General features: G+C 33.7%; 20 protein-coding genes. 7 read left to right on the top strand and 13 right to left on the bottom strand.

Translation table 11 applies throughout. The annotated features are described in order from the left end of the window. Positions 1 to 60 precede the first annotated feature (60 nt). From B0I03_RS06415 to purN, 3 genes are all read right to left on the bottom strand, one after another. Entirely contained in the window at positions 61 to 990 is a 930-nt protein-coding gene (locus B0I03_RS06415) for a PfkB family carbohydrate kinase (protein WP_111566629.1), read from the bottom strand. A gap of 79 nt (positions 991 to 1,069) precedes the next feature. After that, a complete protein-coding gene (locus B0I03_RS06410) occupies positions 1,070 to 1,705 on the bottom strand; it encodes a ribonuclease H1 domain-containing protein (RefSeq protein ID WP_111566628.1) in 636 nt (211 codons plus the stop codon). Positions 1,706 to 1,708: 3 nt separating this feature from the next. After that, positions 1,709 to 2,269 (bottom strand): phosphoribosylglycinamide formyltransferase, encoded by a 561-nt coding sequence (purN, locus tag B0I03_RS06405; protein ID WP_111566711.1) that lies wholly within the window; start codon positions 2,267 to 2,269, stop codon positions 1,709 to 1,711. A 173-nt stretch (positions 2,270 to 2,442) separates the two neighbouring features. Between purN and B0I03_RS06400 the strand changes: the two genes are divergently transcribed. From B0I03_RS06400 to pyk, 5 genes are all read left to right on the top strand, one after another. Beyond that, positions 2,443 to 2,679 carry an acyl carrier protein gene (locus tag B0I03_RS06400; protein WP_007137004.1) on the top strand — a complete coding sequence of 79 codons (237 nt, stop codon included), beginning with the start codon at positions 2,443 to 2,445 and terminating at the stop codon, positions 2,677 to 2,679. A gap of 176 nt (positions 2,680 to 2,855) precedes the next feature. Next, positions 2,856 to 4,109, top strand: coding sequence for a beta-ketoacyl-ACP synthase II (gene fabF / locus B0I03_RS06395; protein WP_111566627.1), 1,254 nt, complete (start codon positions 2,856 to 2,858; stop codon positions 4,107 to 4,109). Between the two features lie 2 nt (positions 4,110 to 4,111). Beyond that, positions 4,112 to 4,855, top strand: coding sequence for a ribonuclease III (rnc, locus tag B0I03_RS06390; RefSeq protein ID WP_111566626.1), 744 nt, complete (start codon positions 4,112 to 4,114; stop codon positions 4,853 to 4,855). 102 nt (positions 4,856 to 4,957) lie between these two features. Beyond that, a complete protein-coding gene (locus tag B0I03_RS06385; protein ID WP_111566625.1) occupies positions 4,958 to 5,431 on the top strand; it encodes an IPExxxVDY family protein in 474 nt (157 codons plus the stop codon). A 5-nt stretch (positions 5,432 to 5,436) separates the two neighbouring features. Beyond that, entirely contained in the window at positions 5,437 to 6,867 is a 1,431-nt protein-coding gene (gene pyk / locus B0I03_RS06380) for a pyruvate kinase (RefSeq protein WP_111566624.1), read from the top strand. Between the two features lie 71 nt (positions 6,868 to 6,938). On the opposite strand, the gene B0I03_RS06375 is transcribed toward pyk, so the two are convergent. From B0I03_RS06375 to B0I03_RS06365, 3 genes are all read right to left on the bottom strand, one after another. Then, positions 6,939 to 7,454: a PAS domain-containing protein gene (locus B0I03_RS06375; RefSeq protein WP_111566623.1), complete on the bottom strand. Its 516-nt coding sequence runs from the start codon at positions 7,452 to 7,454 to the stop codon at positions 6,939 to 6,941. An 81-nt stretch (positions 7,455 to 7,535) separates the two neighbouring features. Continuing rightward, positions 7,536 to 8,633 carry a DNA polymerase IV gene (gene dinB, locus B0I03_RS06370; RefSeq protein WP_111566622.1) on the bottom strand — a complete coding sequence of 366 codons (1,098 nt, stop codon included), beginning with the start codon at positions 8,631 to 8,633 and terminating at the stop codon, positions 7,536 to 7,538. 3 nt (positions 8,634 to 8,636) lie between these two features. Beyond that, positions 8,637 to 10,667 (bottom strand): recombinase, encoded by a 2,031-nt coding sequence (locus B0I03_RS06365; RefSeq protein ID WP_111566710.1) that lies wholly within the window; start codon positions 10,665 to 10,667, stop codon positions 8,637 to 8,639. Between the two features lie 78 nt (positions 10,668 to 10,745). On the opposite strand from B0I03_RS06365, the gene B0I03_RS06360 reads away from it, so the two are divergent. Next, the gene (locus B0I03_RS06360) at positions 10,746 to 11,213 is read left to right on the top strand and encodes a CYTH domain-containing protein (RefSeq protein ID WP_111566621.1); all 468 of its coding nucleotides are present in this window, start codon (positions 10,746 to 10,748) and stop codon (positions 11,211 to 11,213) included. A gap of 1 nt (position 11,214) precedes the next feature. Continuing rightward, positions 11,215 to 11,646 carry a YciI family protein gene (locus tag B0I03_RS06355; RefSeq protein ID WP_111566620.1) on the top strand — a complete coding sequence of 144 codons (432 nt, stop codon included), beginning with the start codon at positions 11,215 to 11,217 and terminating at the stop codon, positions 11,644 to 11,646. On the opposite strand, the gene B0I03_RS06350 is transcribed toward B0I03_RS06355, so the two are convergent. The 7 genes from B0I03_RS06350 to B0I03_RS06320 form a co-directional block, all read right to left on the bottom strand. After that, positions 11,647 to 12,147, bottom strand: a complete 501-nt coding sequence (locus B0I03_RS06350; protein ID WP_111566619.1) for a septal ring lytic transglycosylase RlpA family protein — start codon at positions 12,145 to 12,147, stop codon at positions 11,647 to 11,649. A gap of 45 nt (positions 12,148 to 12,192) precedes the next feature. Beyond that, the gene (locus B0I03_RS06345; protein ID WP_111566618.1) at positions 12,193 to 12,618 is read right to left on the bottom strand and encodes a hypothetical protein; all 426 of its coding nucleotides are present in this window, start codon (positions 12,616 to 12,618) and stop codon (positions 12,193 to 12,195) included. Positions 12,619 to 12,714: 96 nt separating this feature from the next. Next, positions 12,715 to 15,426, bottom strand: coding sequence for a TonB-dependent receptor (locus B0I03_RS06340; RefSeq protein ID WP_111566617.1), 2,712 nt, complete (start codon positions 15,424 to 15,426; stop codon positions 12,715 to 12,717). Positions 15,427 to 15,598: 172 nt separating this feature from the next. Next, on the bottom strand, positions 15,599 to 17,236 hold the full coding sequence (gene pgi / locus B0I03_RS06335; RefSeq protein WP_111566616.1) for a glucose-6-phosphate isomerase: 1,638 nt from the start codon (positions 17,234 to 17,236) through the stop codon (positions 15,599 to 15,601). Beyond that, positions 17,236 to 18,474 carry a M23 family metallopeptidase gene (locus B0I03_RS06330; RefSeq protein WP_111566615.1) on the bottom strand — a complete coding sequence of 413 codons (1,239 nt, stop codon included), beginning with the start codon at positions 18,472 to 18,474 and terminating at the stop codon, positions 17,236 to 17,238. Before B0I03_RS06330 ends, pgi begins: the two co-directional genes overlap by 1 nt. 26 nt (positions 18,475 to 18,500) lie before the next feature. Beyond that, positions 18,501 to 19,427, bottom strand: coding sequence for a tryptophan 2,3-dioxygenase family protein (locus B0I03_RS06325; protein ID WP_111566614.1), 927 nt, complete (start codon positions 19,425 to 19,427; stop codon positions 18,501 to 18,503). Continuing rightward, a complete protein-coding gene (locus B0I03_RS06320) occupies positions 19,427 to 20,203 on the bottom strand; it encodes a DUF3108 domain-containing protein (RefSeq protein WP_111566613.1) in 777 nt (258 codons plus the stop codon). The genes B0I03_RS06325 and B0I03_RS06320 overlap by 1 nt, the downstream gene beginning before the upstream one ends. Positions 20,204 to 20,369 lie beyond the last annotated feature (166 nt).

The raw sequence follows: 20,369 nt of genomic DNA, 5'->3' as shown, positions 1-20,369 counted from the left end.
GTTGTTGTAATTCTTATTCTTTTTGAAACAAAAAATGCCCCGAAATTTCGAGGCACGTTTTTATTCTTCTAATTCTATTTCAAATTGCGTTAAGGCTTTGAATTGTTTCAAACGCGCGTTCACTTCATTTTTATCTAAAGTTTCCATTCGCTCAGTTCCAAATTTCTCCACACAGAAAGAAGCTAAGTTTGAACCATAAATAATAGCGTTTTTCAAATTGCTAAACGAAATGTTCTCTGATTGTGCAATGTAACCTGCGAAACCACCTGCGAAAGTATCACCAGCTCCTGTTGGATCAAACACTTCTTCTAACGGTAAAGCTGGAGCAAAGAATACGTCTTTGTTGTGGAACAATAGCGCTCCGTGTTCTCCTTTTTTGATAACCACATATTTTGGTCCCATTGTATGAATTTTAGCCGCTGCTTTTACCAAAGAATATTCTCCTGATAACTGACGCGCTTCTTCATCGTTGATAGTGATAACATCTACACGTTTGATAACGTCTAATAATTCTGGTAAGGCACAATCCATCCAAAAGTTCATCGTATCTAAAACAACTAATTTTGGTCTTTCAGACATTTGGTTTAAAACACCTGATTGTACAATTGGATGTAAATTTCCTAATAAAACTACGTCTGAATTTTTATACGCTTGAGGCACAACTGGATTAAAATCTGCCAAAACGTTTAATTCTGTTACTAAAGTGTCGCGAGAATTTAAGTCGTTGTGGTATTTTCCACTCCAAAAGAAAGTTTTTCCACCTTTTACGATTTCGATTCCTTCAATGTTTACTCCTTTATTTTCTAATAAATCTAAATATTCCTTTGGAAAATCTTCACCAACCACAGAAACTACTGCTGCATCTACATTAAAAAAATTAGACGCTAAACCAATGTAAGTCGCGGCTCCACCTAAAATTTTATCTGTTTTTCCGAAAGGCGTTTCAATAGCATCAAAAGCTACTGTTCCTACTATTAATAGTTTGTTCATTAAATTGAATTTGAAATAAGGTGCAAAGATAAGTTTTTGTTTAGAAGTTTAAAAGTTTTATAGTTGTCAAATTATAAAACTATTGTTTTCTTCCAAAATCTGCAGGAATTTCACCCCATGCTTTTGTCTCCCATTTTAGAATTTCATTTTGATAAGAATTGCTTTTTAACCAATTCTCAGCTCTTGTAATTAATTCAAATAACTTTTGGTTACTCTCGTCTTTGTGGAGATTTGTTCTACAGACTTTCTGTTTTACCCAACTTATCGCATTTCTAGAATCCGAATAAATAGGTAGATTTATCCCATTTTTCTTTAATAATGCTAGTCCATGCACTAAAGCTAAAAACTCTCCAACATTATTTGTTCCATTTTCAAATGGCCCCATAATAAATAGCTGTTCTTTAGTTTTAGTATGAACACCTCTATACTCCATTATACCAGGATTGCCACTACAAGCAGCATCAACAGAAATTGAATCTAAAATCGGATTGCCTATTTTTAATAAATCTTCTTTAGACAAACTAGTTTCAAATATTTTTTTTCCAGCAAAGTCATAATAACTCTTTGAATACGCTTCCTTTGCCATTTCTAAAGTCATAAAAGACTTATATTTTGCTTGAGGATAATTCTTTGTAACTGATTTACATTTCTCCCAAGAATCAAAAATTCCAGTTTCAATTCCATCCCAAACAACATAATACTTCTTTTTTGCCATAACTTATTTCATTAACACACTTGCGATAACTTCTGGAAAATATTGATGTTCTAATTCGTGGATTTTGTGGGCAATTTCTTCAGCGGTTTTGCAATCTTCGATATTTACCGATTTTTGAAAAATGAATTCGCCTTCATCGTAATGTTCGTTTACATAATGAATGGTGATTCCGGTTTCTTTTTCTTTATTTTCTAAAACAGCTTGATGCACATTCATGCCATACATACCTTTTCCGCCGTATTTTGGCAATAAAGCAGGATGAATATTAATCACTTTTGGATATTCTTTTAATATAGACTCAGGAAATTTTAGTAGAAATCCGGCTAAAACAATTAAATCAGGCTGAAATTGATGCAATTGTTCCAACACAAAACCTTCATTTAACTGCGTTTTATTAAAAACGACTGAAGGAATATCATGATTTTTTGCTCTCTCTAACACTTTGGCATCTGGTTTGTTAGAAAAGATAGCGACTACAGTTCCTTGGTTATTTTTTTTAAAATAGCGAATAATTTCTTCGGCATTTGAGCCATTTCCGGAAGCAAAAAGCACAATATTCTTCATTTCAGTATTGATTTCTTCCCACAAAAAAAAGAATAATTATTGGTAAAAAATAAAAAAAAGAGGCCTTTGTGAATATTTTTTTTTATTTTCGTAGTCACATTTAGTAACAAAAAGGTTGTTTTAAAATAAAGTTTTTTATTTTTGCCAACAAATTAAATTAAAAATTAAAGATTATGTCAGACATTGCATCAAGAGTAAAAGCGATTATCGTAGACAAATTAGGTGTTGACGAAAACGAAGTTGTAACAGAAGCAAGCTTCACAAATGATTTAGGAGCTGATTCATTAGACACTGTTGAGCTTATTATGGAGTTCGAAAAAGAATTTGATATCCAAATTCCAGACGACCAAGCTGAAAACATTGCTACTGTAGGTCAAGCTATTTCTTACATCGAAGAAGCTAAAAAATAATAAATAAAACACCCGTGTGCATTTTTTGCATGCGGGTTTTTATTATTTTAAAAAAATTAGACTATTTTTGATTGAATTTCAATCACAATATATTGAAATACCCTTGTCTCTTTATTCATTATAACTAAAGAAAACACGGGTATTATTTGTTTAAACGATTTTTTAAAAATTAGAATATGCAATTAAAGCGTGTTGTTGTAACAGGTCTTGGAGCGTTAACTCCTATCGGAAATACTCTTCAAGAATATTGGGACGGTCTTGTGAACGGAAAAAGTGGCGCTGCCCCTATTACTTATTACGATACTGAAAAGCATAAAACCAAATTTGCTTGTGAGATTAAAAACTTCAATGTTGAAGATTTTATCGACAAAAAAGAGGTTCGCAGAATGGATAAGTTTGCTCAATATGCTATTGTTGCCAGCGATGAAGCCATCAAAGATGCTGGTATTTCCTTAGAAAATGTAAATAAACATAGAGTTGGAGTTATTTGGGGAGCAGGTATTGGAGGTTTACAAACTTTCCAAGACGAAGTAATGAATTACGCCGCTGGTGATGGAACACCGCGTTTTAATCCATTCTTTATTCCTAAAATGATTGCTGATATTGCTCCTGGACACATTTCGATGCGAAATGGCTTTATGGGACCTAACTATACTACAGTTTCTGCATGTGCTTCTTCGGCTAATGCTTTAGTAGATGCGTTCAACTACATCCGTTTAGGAATGTGCGATGTTATTGTTTCAGGTGGTTCTGAAGCAGCAGTAACAATTGCAGGTATGGGCGGATTTAACTCAATGCAAGCTTTATCAACTCGAAACGAAAGTCCAGAAACAGCTTCAAGACCTTTTGATGCTACTCGTGACGGATTTGTTTTAGGTGAGGGTGCCGGTGCTTTAGTATTAGAAGAGTATGAACATGCGATTGCGCGTGGTGCTAAAATTTACTGTGAAGTAGGTGGTGGTGGTTTATCTTCTGATGCGTACCACTTAACAGCTCCACATCCTGAAGGAATTGGAGTTATTGCTGTAATGGAAAACTGTTTACGCGATGCTGGTTTAAAACCAGAAGACGTAGACCACATTAACACTCACGGAACTTCAACTCCACTTGGAGACGTTGCTGAGTTAAAAGCAATTAGTCATGTTTTTGGTGCTCATGCTAAAAACATCAACATTAATTCGACTAAATCGATGACAGGTCACTTACTTGGTGCTGCTGGTGCTATTGAAGCAATTGCTTCTATATTAGCGATGCAGAACGGAATTGTACCTCCAACGATTAATCATACTACTGTAGACGAAAACATTGATCCATCATTAAACTTAACTTTAAATAAAGCGCAAAAACGCGAAATTAAAGTAGCCATGAGTAATACTTTTGGTTTTGGTGGACATAACGCTTGTGTTTTATTCAAAAAATTTGAGAACTAAACATGCGTCGTTTATTTAATAAAATACGAAAAAATTCCCGTTCTCAAGAAGACGGGATTTTTTTTGAAAAAATTACCAAAATTCTCGGTTTTCAACCAAATGAATTAAAATATTACAAAAAAGCATTCACCCATCGCTCGGCGAACAAACTCGATGAAAAAGGAAATCCGTTTAATTATGAGCGTTTAGAATTTCTTGGCGATGCCATGTTAGGAAGTGTTATTGCAGCCCATTTATACAACGAAGTTCCTTCTGGAGATGAAGGCTATTTGACAAAAATGCGATCGAAAATTGTTAGTAGAGAACATTTGAATGAACTGGGGCGTGATTTTAATTTAGTGAGTTTTGTAGAAAGCAAAGTCAATTCGAGTCAGTTTGGCGAAAACATTCATGGTAATTTGTTTGAAGCATTTATTGGTGCTATTTATTTAGATAAAGGTTTTACGTATTGCGAAAAATTCATTCAAAATAAAATCATTAAACAATATGTTGACATTGCTAAATTAGAAGGTAAAGTTATCAGCTACAAAAGTTTAATTATCGAATGGTGTCAAAAAGAAAAAGCACCATTCGCCTTTGATTTTATCGAAGATAACGGACAAGAAGGACAAAAATATTTCAGCGTAAAATTGTCGATTAACAATAAAATTATCGCTAAAGCTAGAGCAACTTCTAAGAAAAAAGCAGAAGAAAAAGCGGCACAAAGAGCCTATTTTGTCTTTCAAGAAAAAATTTCGAATAAATAATCCACTACTCAAACGTTTGAGTTTATAAATTATCGTTAAGAACTACCAAACAGGTAGTTTTTAACGATTTTTAGCCTTATATTTACCCCTTAATTTTGGAAAATGGCCATTCATAAAATTCAAATAAACGATTTTATTTCAGATGATTATGAGTTAATTGCCTTACATTCATCTTTAGAAGATTACAAATTAGCGTATTGCTTAAACAAGGAATTGGGATTGCAGTTACAAAAAAATGATAACTACGTAGAAATCGCAATACCAGAAGGAAAAAGCTCTTTTGAGAATTTCGCTTTTGATGATGAAAAGAACGATGTAATTTGGACCTTAATCGAAAATAAAACCACGATTATTAATTCAGATAAACGAACGAGTTCCCTTTTTGAACAAGTTGACATCACCGTTTTTTTACTTCCAGAATATAAAAAAGCAGATTATTTGATTAAGATTGAAAATATCGATTATGGTTTTGATACCGATGAAATTATCGAAAAAATATTGAAAATCAAAAATGTAACCACTGCTTATTCCGTTGATACAACAAACTTAAAATCTAAAAATAATTTAATTTTTTAATTAAAATGCCAACAAATAAAAAGACTAAAATTGTAGCTACGTTAGGCCCAGCCTGTAGCACAAAAGAAGTGATAAAAAAAATGATTGATGCTGGAGTTAATGTATTTAGAATTAACTTTTCTCATGCCGACTATACCGACGTTTCAGAACGCATCCAGATGATTAGAGAACTAAATGAAGAGTTTGGTTACACAACTTCCATTTTAGGTGATTTACAAGGTCCGAAACTACGTGTTGGCGTTATGAAAGAAGATGTAGTCGTAAGCAAAGGAGATAAAATTACCTTCACCACAGCTGAAGACATCTTAGGAACAGCTTCGAGAGTGTACATGAACTACAAAGAATTTCCAAAAGATGTAAATCCTGGAGAAAGAATCTTATTAGACGACGGAAAATTAATTTTCGAAGTTACTAAAACCGATAAAAACACTGAAGTTGAAGCAGTAGTAGTTCAAGGAGGTCCTTTAAGATCTAAAAAAGGAGTAAACTTACCTAACACAAAAGTTTCATTACCTGCTTTAACTGAAAAAGACATTCGCGATGCTAAATTTGCCATCGAAAATAATGTGGATTGGATTGCATTATCATTCGTAAGAACACCAAATGACTTAGAAGATTTACAAGATTTAATTGCTGAACATTCCGATCATAAAATTCCAATTATTGCCAAAATTGAAAAACCAGAAGCTGTTGAAAACATTGATAAAATCGTAGCTTTTTGTGATGGATTGATGGTAGCTCGTGGTGATTTAGGTGTAGAAGTTCCTGCGGAAGAAGTGCCGTTGATTCAGAAAAAATTGATTCATAGAGCAAAAACAGCTCGTATTCCAGTAATCGTGGCGACACAAATGATGGAAACGATGATTACCTCATTAACACCAACACGTGCCGAAGTAAATGACGTAGCGAACTCGGTAATGGACGGAGCTGATGCCGTAATGTTATCAGGAGAAACTTCAGTAGGAAATTATCCTGTAGAAGTTATTGAAACCATGACGCGTATTATTGAAAGTGTAGAAGATTCGCCATTAATTAAAGTGCCGTTATCGCAACCACAAGTAAAAAACCAACGTTATATTACCAAATCGATTTGTTATCACGCGGCTCAAATGGCCGATACCATTAATGCGAAAGCGATTACAACGTTGACCAATTCAGGTTACACGGCGTTTCAAATTTCGGCTTGGCGCCCAAAATCACACATTTTGGTATTTACTTCTAACAAACGTATTTTAACGCAATTGAACTTGTTGTGGGGTGTTAGAGCGTACTTTTACGACAAATTAGTAAGTACAGATGACACCATCGACGATATCAACACGATTTGTAAAGAAAAGAAATACGTAAAAAAAGGCGATATGGTGGTAAACTTAGCCGCAATGCCTATCGTAGCAAAAGGAATGGTAAATACGTTAAGAGTTTCTGAAATAGAATAATCTCATTTCAACATAAAAAACGAGTGCTAAAGATAATTTTAGCACTCGTTTTTGTTTTATATATCTTCGTTTTAAGCCGCTATTTTTTCAAACGCGATAAAGTTTATTACTTCACCTTTATGATTGAAAATTGGAAATCCTTTGATATGACAATTGTAAACCGAACCATCTTTACAGTAATTGATTACGTTTTTCTCAAACGGTACTTTTTTAAGAATGGCTTGTCTGATTTCGTTGCTTACTTGTAAATCGGTTTTAGCGCCTTGAAACATTTTTGGTGAGTTTCCAATGACTTCTTGCGCTTCGTAACCGTTCATTTTTTTGATGTTTTTACTGGCGAAGACAATTTTTAATTGCGCATCGGTAACCACAATAACGGTTTCATCTTGTAAACTTTCTTTGTAATCCCAAACCGATTTCCATTGATTTTTATTAGCTATTTGATGTAATGAATTCACATCATGAAGCAACACATTCGTTTGCAACAAATACTGAGAATAAATATCCCAAGACACTAACGGCATTGCTTTTATAGCGCCATTTTCATACTGTTTTGCAAACGCTGCATCGTAAACTTTAAACTCCATACCCTTGTAATTTGGGTTAAAACTAAAAAGAAAAATGAAGCAATAAGTTAGAAAAAACAACTTTAACGCTTGTTTAATTAACTAAAACTCAAACTTCAATTGCACAGAAACACTTTTTTGAAGCAACTCAGTTTTTGTTTTTTCTTCGTTGTTTAGGTTGTGGATGGAAATTCCTAGTAGTCGCACGGAGTTTCTTAGGCGTTCTTGGTAGAGTAAATCTTTGGCAACATCTAGAATGATGTTTTTATCACTTACGAAATAAGGCAACGTTTTGCTTCGGGTTTGTAAGGTGAAATCGGAGTATTTTATTTTTAGGGTGATGGTTTTTCCTGAGATTTTGCTTTTTTGTAGGCGTTTTTCTAATTCTTTTGCAATACTTTGCAAACGTTCTTCCATAAAGATTTCGGAAGATAAATTTTCTCCAAAAGTACGTTCCGCTCCTACTGATTTTATCTTACGATTTGGTTTAACCACGCTGTTATGAATGCCACGCACAATTTGGTAATAATGAAAACCGCTGTTGCCAAAGTGTTTCTCTAAATACTCTAACGGTTTTTGCTTTAAGTCATAACCCGTAAAAACACCCAGTTGATACATTTTTTCAGCCGTTACTTTTCCAACACCGTAGAACTTTTTAATGTCTAATTTTTCTAAAAACGCTTCTACTTCATCTGGATTTACCGTTTTTTGTCCGTTGGGTTTGTTGTAATCGGAAGCGATTTTAGCTACGAATTTATTAACGGAAATTCCTGCGGAGGCGGTTAACCCAACTTCTTCAAAAATACGTTTTCGAATTTCTTGTGCAATTAATGTCGCGCTGGGATTGCCTTTTTTGTTTTCGGTAACGTCTAAATAGGCTTCATCGAGCGATAATGGTTCGACTAAATCGGTGTAATCGTGGAATATTTTTCTGATTTTCTTTGAAATTTCTTTATAACGGTCAAATCGTGGTCGCACAAAAATTAAATCGGGACACAATTTCTTGGCTTGAATACCGCTAATCGCACTTCGAACTCCAAATTTTCTCGCTTCGTAACTTGCTGCTGAAACTACACCACGAACTTCGCTTCCACCAACCGCCAATGGTTTTCCTTTCAACTCTGGATTATCCATTTGCTCTACCGATGCATAAAACGCATCCATATCCACGTGAATTATTTTTCGGTAGTGCTCGCTCATAAATTATTCGGTAGGAAAAAAGAAACTCATTGGTTTTCTAAAGAAATGTTGCTTTATCGAAGTAATAATCGGGCGTAACTCTGCCAACGGAATATTGCGGGAACGAAACGCCAATCCAAGCGACAAACCAAAACTTACTAAAAAGTTCACAAAACCAATAATTCCGATACCTAAAATACCCCAAAACAACATTGCATTGTTCACCATATAATCGGCACCGTAAATAGCTAAGGCCAAGTTTCCGCTAGCAAATGTAATGTGTCTAATATCTAAATTCAGTCCTAAAAACAAACCTACAGAAGCCGTACTTCCAAGAAAAACTCCGAACCAAAAGTTGGAAATAATTCCTGCCCAATAACGTTCGTACCATTTCGAGATTTTTTCGGCTTTTGCTTTTCCGAAATTCAATTTTAGTAATGGATGTTCTTTGATTCGGTAATACACATCAAAATGCTTATCGCGATTTGCAATACTTCCTGAGATAATTCCAGACAAGAACAAGAAAAAACCGGCAATTGCCGCATGAAAAATCGCCATGGAATGCACTGGACTTAAATCTGTGACTAGTTTTTCCCATTTGGTTTCGGCAATATTGTAATCAAACGCTAAATCGATTAACCAAATTCCTAAAAACGTCACAGGAAAAGCCATTACAACATTTCCAACAAAGGCAATAAACTGCGAACGGAATAATCGAGCAAATAAAATAGCGAAACTTTTGTGTTTTTCTCCATCTCCGTTGGCTTGCTTTTTTAAACCATCTTCCAAAGCGCTAATTAACGCTGCGGCTGTCATCGCTGGTTGTTTGGTTGCTAAGGTAAATCCTAAAATATAAATCGCAATAAAACCAAAAGAGTAGTTCATACTGTAATAAAAAGCATGACCAAAATCAGAAGTTTCAATTTTTGAAAGCAACAATTTAAAAATACATAAAAATCCCACAATCAATCCTCCACCAAGGGCTGCATATAACATTTTGAAATACTCCGTTTTAGATTCGGTAATGTAATGCTCGCCTGTTTTTGCGGTATGTTGCGTGATTTCGTACGACAACAATTGCGTACTTTCGTTAAATAACTTTCTAACGTTGGTTTTTAAACAATTGTATTTAATGAGTTTTATCGCTAATTCAATTGATTTTGCTTTTTTGTCTTCGGGTTTATCGATTACTAAAAGCGGCATCAAAACGCCAACACGATACAATTGTTGTTTGATGCGCAACAAATTTTGGTTCACACGTAGTGAAATTCCGTATTTAGAAGAGTTTTGAAAAGCTTTCTCAACAAATTCGTTACATTGCTTATACAGCACCAACAATTGCTTGTAATTGATGTCGGATGAATTCGTGTAAAATTCAGATTCTTTGTTGCGAATTGTATTTTCTATAGCGTACAATTCTTTCTCAAAAGCCGCAAACGGACTTTCCAAACCTGCATATTCAGGCACCATTTTCATTACGTCAGATTCTAAAGCTCTTCCGCTGGTTCTTTGCGAAAGTAGATTGATGGCTTGCATTACTTCATACAAAGGCGAATTGACAGCAACAGTTTCGTAGATTGTCTCAAATTGAAACAATTCAAAAAGGATTTCTAACTCAGCAATCGGAATCTTATTTATCCAAACCGGATCAGAATCCACATAAAAAACCTGATTTAAAACATATTGCAAAGTATCTTTTGGTGCTTGATACGGTAAAACTTTTGCAAAAACGCGCTTTTTAACTTCGTAGAAAAAATCGGTATCCTGAAGAATTCCGGCATCGGTTAAAATGGCATCGAAATTTTTACTTTGTAAAACCGTTTGCAAATACGCCACAAAGTTGATTCGTTCCTCATTGTTAATTGTAAAAAACTCGATAATAGGAAAAAGACTTATTTGTTCTGGTTTTTTTGGATTTCTTGGACGAATAGCGTTAACCAATTGAACTAAAATATCAATTTCGTTTTCTTCGTTGCGCCACAACTGCAATTCGTTAAAATATTTCTTAAGAATTTCGTCGGGAGAAAGATGATTTTTACTTGTAAATAAATTCATAATTTTGGTCATAGATTCGTAAAGATACAAAGAGAAAGTATTTTTTAGTAATTTAGATGCCTAAATAAATATTAAATTTTGACAGAAATAGAGCGCAAATTTTTAGTTACAGCAACCGATTTTATATCAGAAAGCACGGCTCAGTTTAGAATTGTTCAAGGCTATTTGAATTCGAATCCAGAGCGAACCGTTAGAGTTAGAATCAAAGGTAACAAAGGTTTTTTAACGATAAAAGGCAAAGGAAACGAATCGGGCATGAGCCGTTTTGAGTGGGAAAAAGAAATTACAATTTCAGAAGCCGAAGCATTGTTGCCACTCTGCGAAAAAGGCGCTATTGATAAAGTTCGTTACGAAGTTCCTTTGGGAAAACATACTTATGAAGTTGATGTTTTTGCAGGTGAAAACGAAGGTTTAATCGTGGCAGAAATTGAACTGCAATCAGAAACTGAATCTTTTGAAAAACCGAATTGGTTAGGGAAAGAAGTCACTTCTGACGAACGTTATTACAATGCTTATTTAAGTAATAATCCTTTTAAATCTTGGTAAAATGAAAGCACTTTTTGGAATATTGGCAGTAGTTATATTGTTTTCTTGCGGTTCAAACACCGTAATTTATCCTGACAAACCGAAAACCAATCACGAAACCTTTAGCTACAAAGAAGGCGACACAACTTATGTGATGCAGAAATATTTTTTAGTGATGCTAAAAAAAGGCCCGAATCGTGAACACTCTAAAGAAGAAGCGGCGGAAATTCAGAAAAAGCACATGGAACACATCAATTGGTTAGCAAAAACAAATAAAATTAGCATCGCTGGTCCATCTGATAAACATGAAACTATTGCAGGATTTTTACTTTTCAACACTGAAACCATGAAAGAAGCGGATAGTTTGGCGAATCTTGACCCAGCGGTTAAAGCAGGAAGATTAGTTGTGGAAACGGTGCCTTGGTGGGCTTCAAAAGGGAGTAAATTGAAATAATTATTCTACGATTTCTAAGCTCACACGTAAAAGTGAGCGACCGTTATTGTGCGAAATATCTAAAAATGGTCGTTTTGCCAAATCGATTTCTCTTCCTCTAGTATGAGGTCCTCTATCGTTGATGGTTACGATGACGCTTTTGTTGTTAGCTAAATTGGTGACTTTTACTTTGGTCCCAAATTTTAGCGTTTTATGTGCTGCCGTGTATTTTTTATTACTAAAAACTTGTCCGCTTGCGGTTCTTCTTCCATTTAATTTATCGGAATAATGCGAAGCTTCTACGTTTTTCTTGTATAGTTTAGTTTTTAGATTGGCTATAGAATCGGCTACTCGAATGGAGTCTGATTTTTTTATCGAATCTAAAAGTTGAAGGGAATCTTTTTTCTTAACGGTATCATATAAAGAAGCTTTTCTAACGAAACCAGATTTTGTATCGTTAGAAAAGCTTACCAATGCAGTAACAAGTAATACAAACGCTATTATTAGGATATTTTTCTTCATAATTTATTGATTTTGTAAACTTATTACCAAAGACTGTACCAAATACTAGTTGAACCAGTTAGCCCAAGGAAGTCTTGATAAGATTAACACTAAACCTAATGTATAGAAAACGGCAATCTTTTTGAATTTTCCGTTGTTACTTTCTTCTTTTTTGTGTTTTGACCAACCAATTGTGATTAACACTAAAGCGATAATGTTAATTAATGGATGTTCTAACGAAGTTAAACGCATAGCAGCGTCTTTCATGTTTCCTAATTGAGCAGAACCTAATGGAGAAACAAAATACAAAATCAAACCAACTAACAATTGAATGTGGCAGATGATTAAAGTGAATAAAGACAAACGTAAATCTTTGTCGGTAAATAATTTTTTAGAAGTTAATCCAAAAATGGCATTAATTGAAGCTAATACTAAAAGCCCTAAAGCGGCATAAGCTAAGATAGAGTGAACGGATTGAATAGTTTCGTACATACCTAATTTATTTTAAAGTGAATTACAAATATAGGAAATTAAAAACCCCTTACCCAAAAAAATGAATAAGAGGTTGTAGTAATCAACTTTAAATTACTAGAAATTATAACGCAACGTAAAATTCCAAGTTCTTCCTAAACCAAAATATCCTTGGTTTCCATCAGCTATCCCTTTGTAAACTCTTCCGGCAGATTGGTATGTAGGACCAGAGTTACCACTAATAAATGCGTCTGTTTTAATATTAGATGTTAATTCAGACAAATAAACTTCATCAAATATATTATTCATATTAAATCTAAAATTAATTGAATTTCGCTTGTCTTTACCAACTAACATTTTATAAGAAATACCCGCATCTACTAAATCATAGCTTGGTAATTCTAAATTATCTTTAGCCGCAACGTTTGCATATAATTTATCATAGTTTCTCCAATCTGCATCAATTGAAAAGTTTTTAATAAACTCATATTTAGCCCCTAATCCCCATGTAGTTTGAGCAGCATCTCCAACTTTTCCACCATCTAAATCTGTTTCTGTTACTAATAAAGGGTTTAAATTCTCGTCTCTTTTTGTGCTTATTGCTTTATCTGCATATTCCCAATTACCCATAGAAACAAAACCTTTTACATCTATATTTGAAGTTGGTTTGAAAACAAAATCTAATTCTAAACCTGCATGAACTTGTTTAACGCCTTGATTTTCAGTAAATATCACATCGCCAGCAAGTACTGGAGTTGTACCAATAGTTCCATTAGTAGCTTGAACTACTGAAGTAGTCACAACTCTATCTTCCCAAGTAGTTCTGTAGGCATTTAAACTTCCTGAAAACATTTTCGATTTAAAAGTATATCCAGCCTCTAGACCTAATACTTTTTCATTTTCAGTTAATGGATTTACTTGATTTGTAAAGTTTAAGTATATGTTATCGTGGTATGGTTGACGAGAATAGTAACCTGCATTTGCATAAACTGAATGTTTTTCAGCGAAAATATATGCAGCACCACCTTTTACATTATAACCAACGTTTGAAACTTTTTCTGAATCTTGGAATTCATCTTGGTAATCATAATAATCAAATCTTTGGTGTGACTGATTAGAAATTGCTCCTTGGAAAAAAGTTGAGAAATTGTTTTTTGAATATTCTATTTGACCGAAAACTCCTCCGTAAGAAATTGTTTCGCTATAATCATAATCTATTTTTTGATTATCATCAGCAGAATTAAAGAAAGCATACCAAGGATTGATATTATAAGACTGGTTAACTGCATTAGTTCCTAAAGGCAAAGAGTTGTTTGAAAAGTGTGTATTATCTCTTAATCTTCTTGTCTCATACCAACTATTAAGACCTAAGAAATTACTGACTTGACGATAGTGATCACCATTATATGTTCTTAAATCCAACCCAAAGTTCAAATTTAAGTTTTCATTTAACTCTTTTTTGAAATTAGTAACTAAACCATACCATGCATGGTTATTCATTGATGCCCTAATTACATAATTATTGTTTCTATTTGGATCTGAACTTTCCGCAGAACCAATTCCATCAGAATCTGCTATATTATTTGCATAAATTGCATCAAAATCTACATAACCTTCTGAAATAGTTCTTTTCCCTCTACCGTAATTACCAGTTCCTCCTCCACGACCCCAAGAAGCATAAAGTACAGTTGATAAAGATGTTGTTTCGTTTATGTTATAATCCCAGTTTAAATTTGCTACTGGCTTGTGGTAAAAATTTGTTCTTTCAGAAAGATAATTACCATTTAAAGTTCCCCAATTGTTATTATATTTTCTTCCATATTGTAAATATGAACTAATGGTTTTTGTGAAATTTTGATCGTGAGATTGTGGAGCACCAGTAATCAAGAAATTGAAATTATGTTTATCGTTTGGTTTGTATCCAAAAGAAATAAAATAGTTTTGACCTTCACCTCTTGTTCCTTGGTTATAACCATCTCCTTGCCAGTGTGACATCATAATGCTCATACCAAATCCTTTTGCATTCATACCTGTGTTGTATGCTGCTGTAGATTTAAAATAATCGCTATTTGCAACACCCATTGAAACAAAGCCGCCTTCTTTTTTATCGGTAGCTTTTGTTACAAAGTTAACAGTTCCTCCTACTGAAGAAATAGCTAATTTTGAAGATCCTAAACCTCTTTGTACTTGAATAAAATTTGCAATATCCGACATTCCAGACCAGTTAGACCAGTACATTTTACCATCTTCCATTCCATTAATTGGTTGTCCATTTAAAAGAAAGGCTGTATTATCTTGTTGAAAACCACGAACTGTAATTCTTGAATCACCATAACCTCCAGATTGTCCTGCGACATAAACAGACGGCGTATTAACCATTGCTTGTGTTACATCTGAAGTACCAACTTTTTCTTGAATTTCAACAGCTTTAATAGTAGAAACAGCTATTGGTGTCTTACGCTCTTTAGCAACGTCAATAATTCCTTTACCAATAACAACAACTTCTTGTAATTGACTAGCGTCTGTTAACAATACGATATTACCTAAGTCTACCGAGTTATTAGAAATATTAAATGAAATCGTCTTAGTTTCAAAACCTAAATATGAAATAACAATTTGTCCCGATTTAACCTCAGTTGATAATTCAAATTTACCATCAAAATCTGTTGTAGTGCCTTTTGCAGTGCCTTTTATTGTAATACTTGCACCTGAAAGTGGTTGATTAAACTCTCCGTCTATAACAGTTCCTGTAACCTTAGATTGAGAAAACACATTTAAGGCTGATATAAACATAAACCCAAAAAGTAAAGCATTTTTAAAAATTTTCATCAGATATATTTTTTAAATATTTTCTGCAAATTTCTAACATGAATGTAGCTCTACTGTTAAATTAAATTTATTAAAATGTTTCAATTAATTAATAAATGATTAACAAATACTATTGAAGGATATAAAAAATCCTCAATCTTTGATTGAGGATTGAAATATTTTACCTTAAGTACTAAGAAAGATAGTTTTTCAACAAAAACGAAGTGGAACTATCGTGGTTTTTAACCTCTTTTGTTACGATTTCGTCTAAAATAGAATTCGCTAATTGTTTTCCTAATTCCACACCCCATTGATCATAACTGAAGATGTTCCAAATGATACCTTGTACGAAGATCTTGTGTTCGTACATGGCAACTAAAGCACCTAATGATTCTGGAGTAAGCTTATTGATTAGAATGGTATTCGTTGGTTTATTTCCCGAAAAAACTTTGAAAGGTAATAGAAAATCGGCTTTTTCACCTGAAATGCCTTGTTTTTCGAATTCTGCTTTTACTTGCACTTCGGTTTTACCCATTAATAAAGCTTCGGTTTGCGCAAAGAAGTTTGACATTAATTTGTCGTGATGGTCTTTGTTTCCGTAAAGTGATTGTTTGAATCCGATGAAATCCGTTGGGATTAATTTGGTCCCTTGATGTATCAATTGAAAGAAAGCATGTTGCGAATTTGTTCCTGGTTCGCCCCAAATAATAGTTCCCGTTTGATAATTTACTGGTTTTCCATCTCTACCAATACTTTTTCCGTTACTTTCCATGATACCTTGTTGCAAGTAAGGTGCTAACTTCTGTAAATATTGGGTATACGGAATTAAAGCTTCGCTTTCGGCACCAAAAAAATTGTTGTACCAAATGCTTAATAAAGCTAAAATTACCGGAATATTTTTGTCGAAAGACTCGTTTTTGAAATGTTCGTCCATTTCGTTGGCACCTTTCAATAATTTATCGAAATTATCAAATCCAACTGCTAAACTTACGGATAAACCTACCGCGCTCCATAACGAAAAACGACCTCCAACCCAATCCCACATTGGGAAAACTTTATCAGGATTAATTCCGAATTCAGTTACTTTTTGGATATTGGTTGAAACCGCTACGAAATGCTTAGCCACATCGTCTTGTGAAGCCAATTGTAAGAACCAACTTCTGATAGTTTCAGCATTAGATAAGGTTTCTTGCGTAGTGAAGGTTTTAGAAACTACAACAAATAAAGTCGTTTCTGGATTTAATTTTTTGATTACTTCATTAACGTGATCGCCATCAACATTGGAAACAAAATGAACGTTTAAATGATTTTTATAGAATTGTAGGGCTTCTACAATCATGGCTGGACCCAAATCAGAACCTCCAATTCCAATATTTACGATATCGGTAAATGGTTTTCCTGTGAATCCTTTTTTATTTCCTGAAATGACTTCGTTTGAGAAGTTTTTGATTTTATTTTTTACAGAATATACTTCTGGCATTACGTTAACGCCATCGACCAAAACATTGGCTAATTCTTTTGCACGTAAAGCGGTATGTAAAACAGCTCTATTTTCGGTTTGATTGATTAAATCGCCTTGGAAGTAACTTGAAATCGCTTGTTTTAATTGGACTTCGTTGGCTAAATTAAATAATAAATCTAATGTTTCTTGATTGACTATATTTTTTGAATAATCTACTAAAAAATCATTCCATTGTATGTGAAATTTTTCTGCTCTATTTACATCAGACGCAAACAAATCTTTCATTGAAGTTGCTTGCATTTTCTCAAAATGTGATTGTATTTGCTGCCAAGCGGCAGTTTGTGACGGGTTTACTTTTGGTAGTGCCATTATTCTTTAAATTTTACTGCAGTTATACTATCCAATTCTTTCTTTAAAGGAGCAATATGCGCTAAATATTTTTGTTTATGTGATTCATTCATCGGTTCGGCATTTGGTAATTTCAGCCTAAGCGGATCTACTTGAACGCCATTTTTCCAAAAACGGTAACAAACGTGTGGTCCGGTAGCCAAACCTGTGCTTCCTACTTTACCAATTACTTGTCCTTGCGAAACACGTTGTCCATTTCTCACAGATATTTTTGACATGTGTAAATATTGCGTAGAATAAGTTGAGCTATGGCGAACTTTTACGAAATTTCCATTTCCAGCGGTATAACCTGTTCGTTCTACAACGCCTGAAGCGGTGGTTTTAATTGGCGTTCCATGAGGTGCTGCGTAATCGGTTCCATTGTGCGCTTTGAAACGCATTTGAACTGGGTGGAAACGTCTTCCAGAAAAACGAGACGAAATTCTGAAATAATCCAACGGAGCTTTTAAAAACATACTTTTTAAACCTTTTCCGTTTTCATCATAAAAATCTTCATATTTCTGATTTTCGGATAATTTATATGGAAAAGCGAAGATTTTTTTGCCTTTGTGTTCAAAATAAGAAGCTTCAATACTTTCAACTCCAACATAAATAGAATCGTCAATGTAGCGTTCGTTTATCGTAACAGCAAACTTATCTCCCTTTTGAATTTTAAAGAAATCGACTGTATAAGCATAAATATTGGCTAATTTATTGGCTAAACCAGCACTAACTCCAGCATTGCTTAAAGTTTCAGATAATGAACCTTCAATTTCAGCAGCCACAACCCTTCTTTTTAAAGTTGTTGGCTTTTGTTTGTTAGATACAACTATAGAATCTCTAAAATCAACAACTGTAAAATTAATTCTGTCTTCTATATAAACTAGAGCTTGAAGCGTATTTGGCTTTTTCTTATCGAGAAACATGATATATGGTTTCCCGGCTTTAATTCTTCTTACATTGAACGAATCTTTTACTTTTTCGGTTACATCATGAATTCGTAAGCTGTCTTTTAGCGGATATTTTTCTAAAAGTTTACCAAAAGTATCGCCAGAACGAATTGTATCTCTAACCACTTTAAAGTCGTTAAAAGTAAATCCGTACTCTTTAATAATTGGTTCTTTTTTTACAACTGTTTTTTTTGCTTTTTCTGATTCTTCTTTTGAATTACAAGCGGTAAAAAAAGTAACTAATAAAATGGCTAATACTAAATATCTCAATGTTTTTTGTTTTGTGCGTAATGCGGTTATTCTCCCCAGTTATCTAATTCTTCTTTCGTCCATAATTCAGGGAAGAATATTCTTTTTTGGTATTTTGGTAACATGTATTTTTTCCAATCGCTTCCTCCTGTTGCTTCGTGATTTCCTGGTACACTCTCGATGTATTTTTTTGCTGCATTAAAGTGACCCATTACCCATGTTATGTTTACTGTTTTGTCGTAATGACGCATCGCAGCTACTAATTCAGGATTTTTTTGATCGGCTTCTGGTAATTGTTTGAATTTTCTCCACAAGTTAATCGTGTTGTATTCTTCCATCCAATCTAAGAAAACTTTTTTGTATTTTCTTTCGAATTCTAGAATTAAATAGGACTTTTCGCCAGTATGATAATCTTTTCCAGCCGCTTGCCAATACAAATGTTCAAAAGCGTGCTCGTATGGCGTATTTCTATCTATTGTTGGACGGAAACGGTTGTCGATTAAGTTAATTAAGTCTGTAGAACTAAATTCGATTAAACGATATTGTGCCGATTGAAAACCACTTGCCGGAGTTAATGTATTTCTGAATTTAAGATATTGTTCCGGTTCCATTCCGTCTTTCATGATATCGAAAGAAGTAGTTAACATATCGAAATAACGACTTATTCTGCCTAATTTTTCGGTAAAATAATCTGTTGTTGGTTTTTCGTTATGACACAATTGGTTCATTTCCCAAAGAATCATTTTGAACAACAATTCGTTTACTTGATGATACATCACAAAAACCATTTCGTCTGGCAAAGTAGTTCTTTGGGTTTGAAGACTCAAAAGCGCATCGGTTTGGATATAATCCCAATACGTAATGGGTTTAGCCCAAAGCAAACCTTCTAAATGAGTGGATGTGTTTTGATTTATTGCTTCAAATTTATCATGAAGTTGATCTAATTGTTCTTTAATTTTGGGAGTAACTTCCATTATTTATCTACTTTAACTTTGAATGAGTGTTTCAAACCTTTAAAAGCTTCTAAATCGGCTTTAATAGAACCAACAGCTAAACTTGCCTTTAAACGGATTGGAATTTTATTGTCATCGTCTGAAATCCAAACGGTTAAGCTTTCTTCTTCTTTAAAAACCCTTCCCGCTTGCACGTAAGGTTTAAAAATCATACAAGAAACTTTTCCAAATTTAGTTTTTATATCTTCTCTACCAATAAATTTTAACTTAAACTTTGTGGTTTCATCATCAAAAAACATATCAATTGTGATAGATTCACCCACTTTTAATTTGTCAATTTTAGGATGATTTCTTAGATAATAGAATGAAGAAACGATATCCTGTACCTCTTCTGGAACAGAAAAAGTCTTTTCGGTTTTATGTTTATAGTCTTTCACCAAAACGGTATTTCGATCTTGATTAAAAAACCCTTCTTGATTTTTTGTGTAGCCACCTTCATTAATTTTTCTAACAAACTGATAAGGTTTTCCAGTTTGTTTGTCGATATAACTTTCATAATTATCTTCAACTTCAAAGAAAAATTTAGCCATGCCTACTGTCCAGCCCTTTCCAACCACGTGATGAACCTTTTTATTGTTTTTTACAGCTTCTTTAATTTCCAAGGAAGCATAACCAGCATTAACTAAACCATAATGTATTCGGAGCTTAAACCACTCTCCCGTTGTAAATGCATTTTCTTGTTCTACGAAAGAGTTTGTAGTAACAAAAAGAATAAGTAGCAAGACGATTTTTTTCATAGTTTATTCATTTTTAGAAATGAAAATGCAATTTCTGTTCCAAAAATACTAAAACAAAAAAACCCAGTCAAAAATATGACTGAGTTTTTATGCTATTAACCAACCAAAAAACTATAAATTATGAAAATTTATTGTCAAAACAAGGCAAACTACCTCCCTGTTTTGC

The organism is Flavobacterium aquaticum (assembly GCF_003259835.1).
GTDB lineage: Bacteria > Bacteroidota > Bacteroidia > Flavobacteriales > Flavobacteriaceae > Flavobacterium > Flavobacterium aquaticum.
Note: the sequence above shows the minus strand (reverse complement) of the source record. Positions and strands in the feature narration are given on the sequence as shown.

Coding starts and splice junctions, on each gene's coding strand:
- B0I03_RS06415 (WP_111566629.1), bottom strand. CDS start 990: ATGAACAAACTATTAATAGTAGGAACAGTAGCTTTTGATGCTATTGAA.
- B0I03_RS06410 (WP_111566628.1), bottom strand. CDS start 1,705: ATGGCAAAAAAGAAGTATTATGTTGTTTGGGATGGAATTGAAACTGGA.
- purN (WP_111566711.1), bottom strand. CDS start 2,269: ATGAAGAATATTGTGCTTTTTGCTTCCGGAAATGGCTCAAATGCCGAA.
- B0I03_RS06400 (WP_007137004.1), top strand. CDS start 2,443: ATGTCAGACATTGCATCAAGAGTAAAAGCGATTATCGTAGACAAATTA.
- fabF (WP_111566627.1), top strand. CDS start 2,856: ATGCAATTAAAGCGTGTTGTTGTAACAGGTCTTGGAGCGTTAACTCCT.
- rnc (WP_111566626.1), top strand. CDS start 4,112: ATGCGTCGTTTATTTAATAAAATACGAAAAAATTCCCGTTCTCAAGAA.
- B0I03_RS06385 (WP_111566625.1), top strand. CDS start 4,958: ATGGCCATTCATAAAATTCAAATAAACGATTTTATTTCAGATGATTAT.
- pyk (WP_111566624.1), top strand. CDS start 5,437: ATGCCAACAAATAAAAAGACTAAAATTGTAGCTACGTTAGGCCCAGCC.
- B0I03_RS06375 (WP_111566623.1), bottom strand. CDS start 7,454: ATGGAGTTTAAAGTTTACGATGCAGCGTTTGCAAAACAGTATGAAAAT.
- dinB (WP_111566622.1), bottom strand. CDS start 8,633: ATGAGCGAGCACTACCGAAAAATAATTCACGTGGATATGGATGCGTTT.
- B0I03_RS06365 (WP_111566710.1), bottom strand. CDS start 10,667: ATGAATTTATTTACAAGTAAAAATCATCTTTCTCCCGACGAAATTCTT.
- B0I03_RS06355 (WP_111566620.1), top strand. CDS start 11,215: ATGAAAGCACTTTTTGGAATATTGGCAGTAGTTATATTGTTTTCTTGC.
- B0I03_RS06350 (WP_111566619.1), bottom strand. CDS start 12,147: ATGAAGAAAAATATCCTAATAATAGCGTTTGTATTACTTGTTACTGCA.
- B0I03_RS06345 (WP_111566618.1), bottom strand. CDS start 12,618: ATGTACGAAACTATTCAATCCGTTCACTCTATCTTAGCTTATGCCGCT.
- B0I03_RS06340 (WP_111566617.1), bottom strand. CDS start 15,426: ATGAAAATTTTTAAAAATGCTTTACTTTTTGGGTTTATGTTTATATCA.
- pgi (WP_111566616.1), bottom strand. CDS start 17,236: ATGGCACTACCAAAAGTAAACCCGTCACAAACTGCCGCTTGGCAGCAA.
- B0I03_RS06325 (WP_111566614.1), bottom strand. CDS start 19,427: ATGGAAGTTACTCCCAAAATTAAAGAACAATTAGATCAACTTCATGAT.
- B0I03_RS06320 (WP_111566613.1), bottom strand. CDS start 20,203: ATGAAAAAAATCGTCTTGCTACTTATTCTTTTTGTTACTACAAACTCT.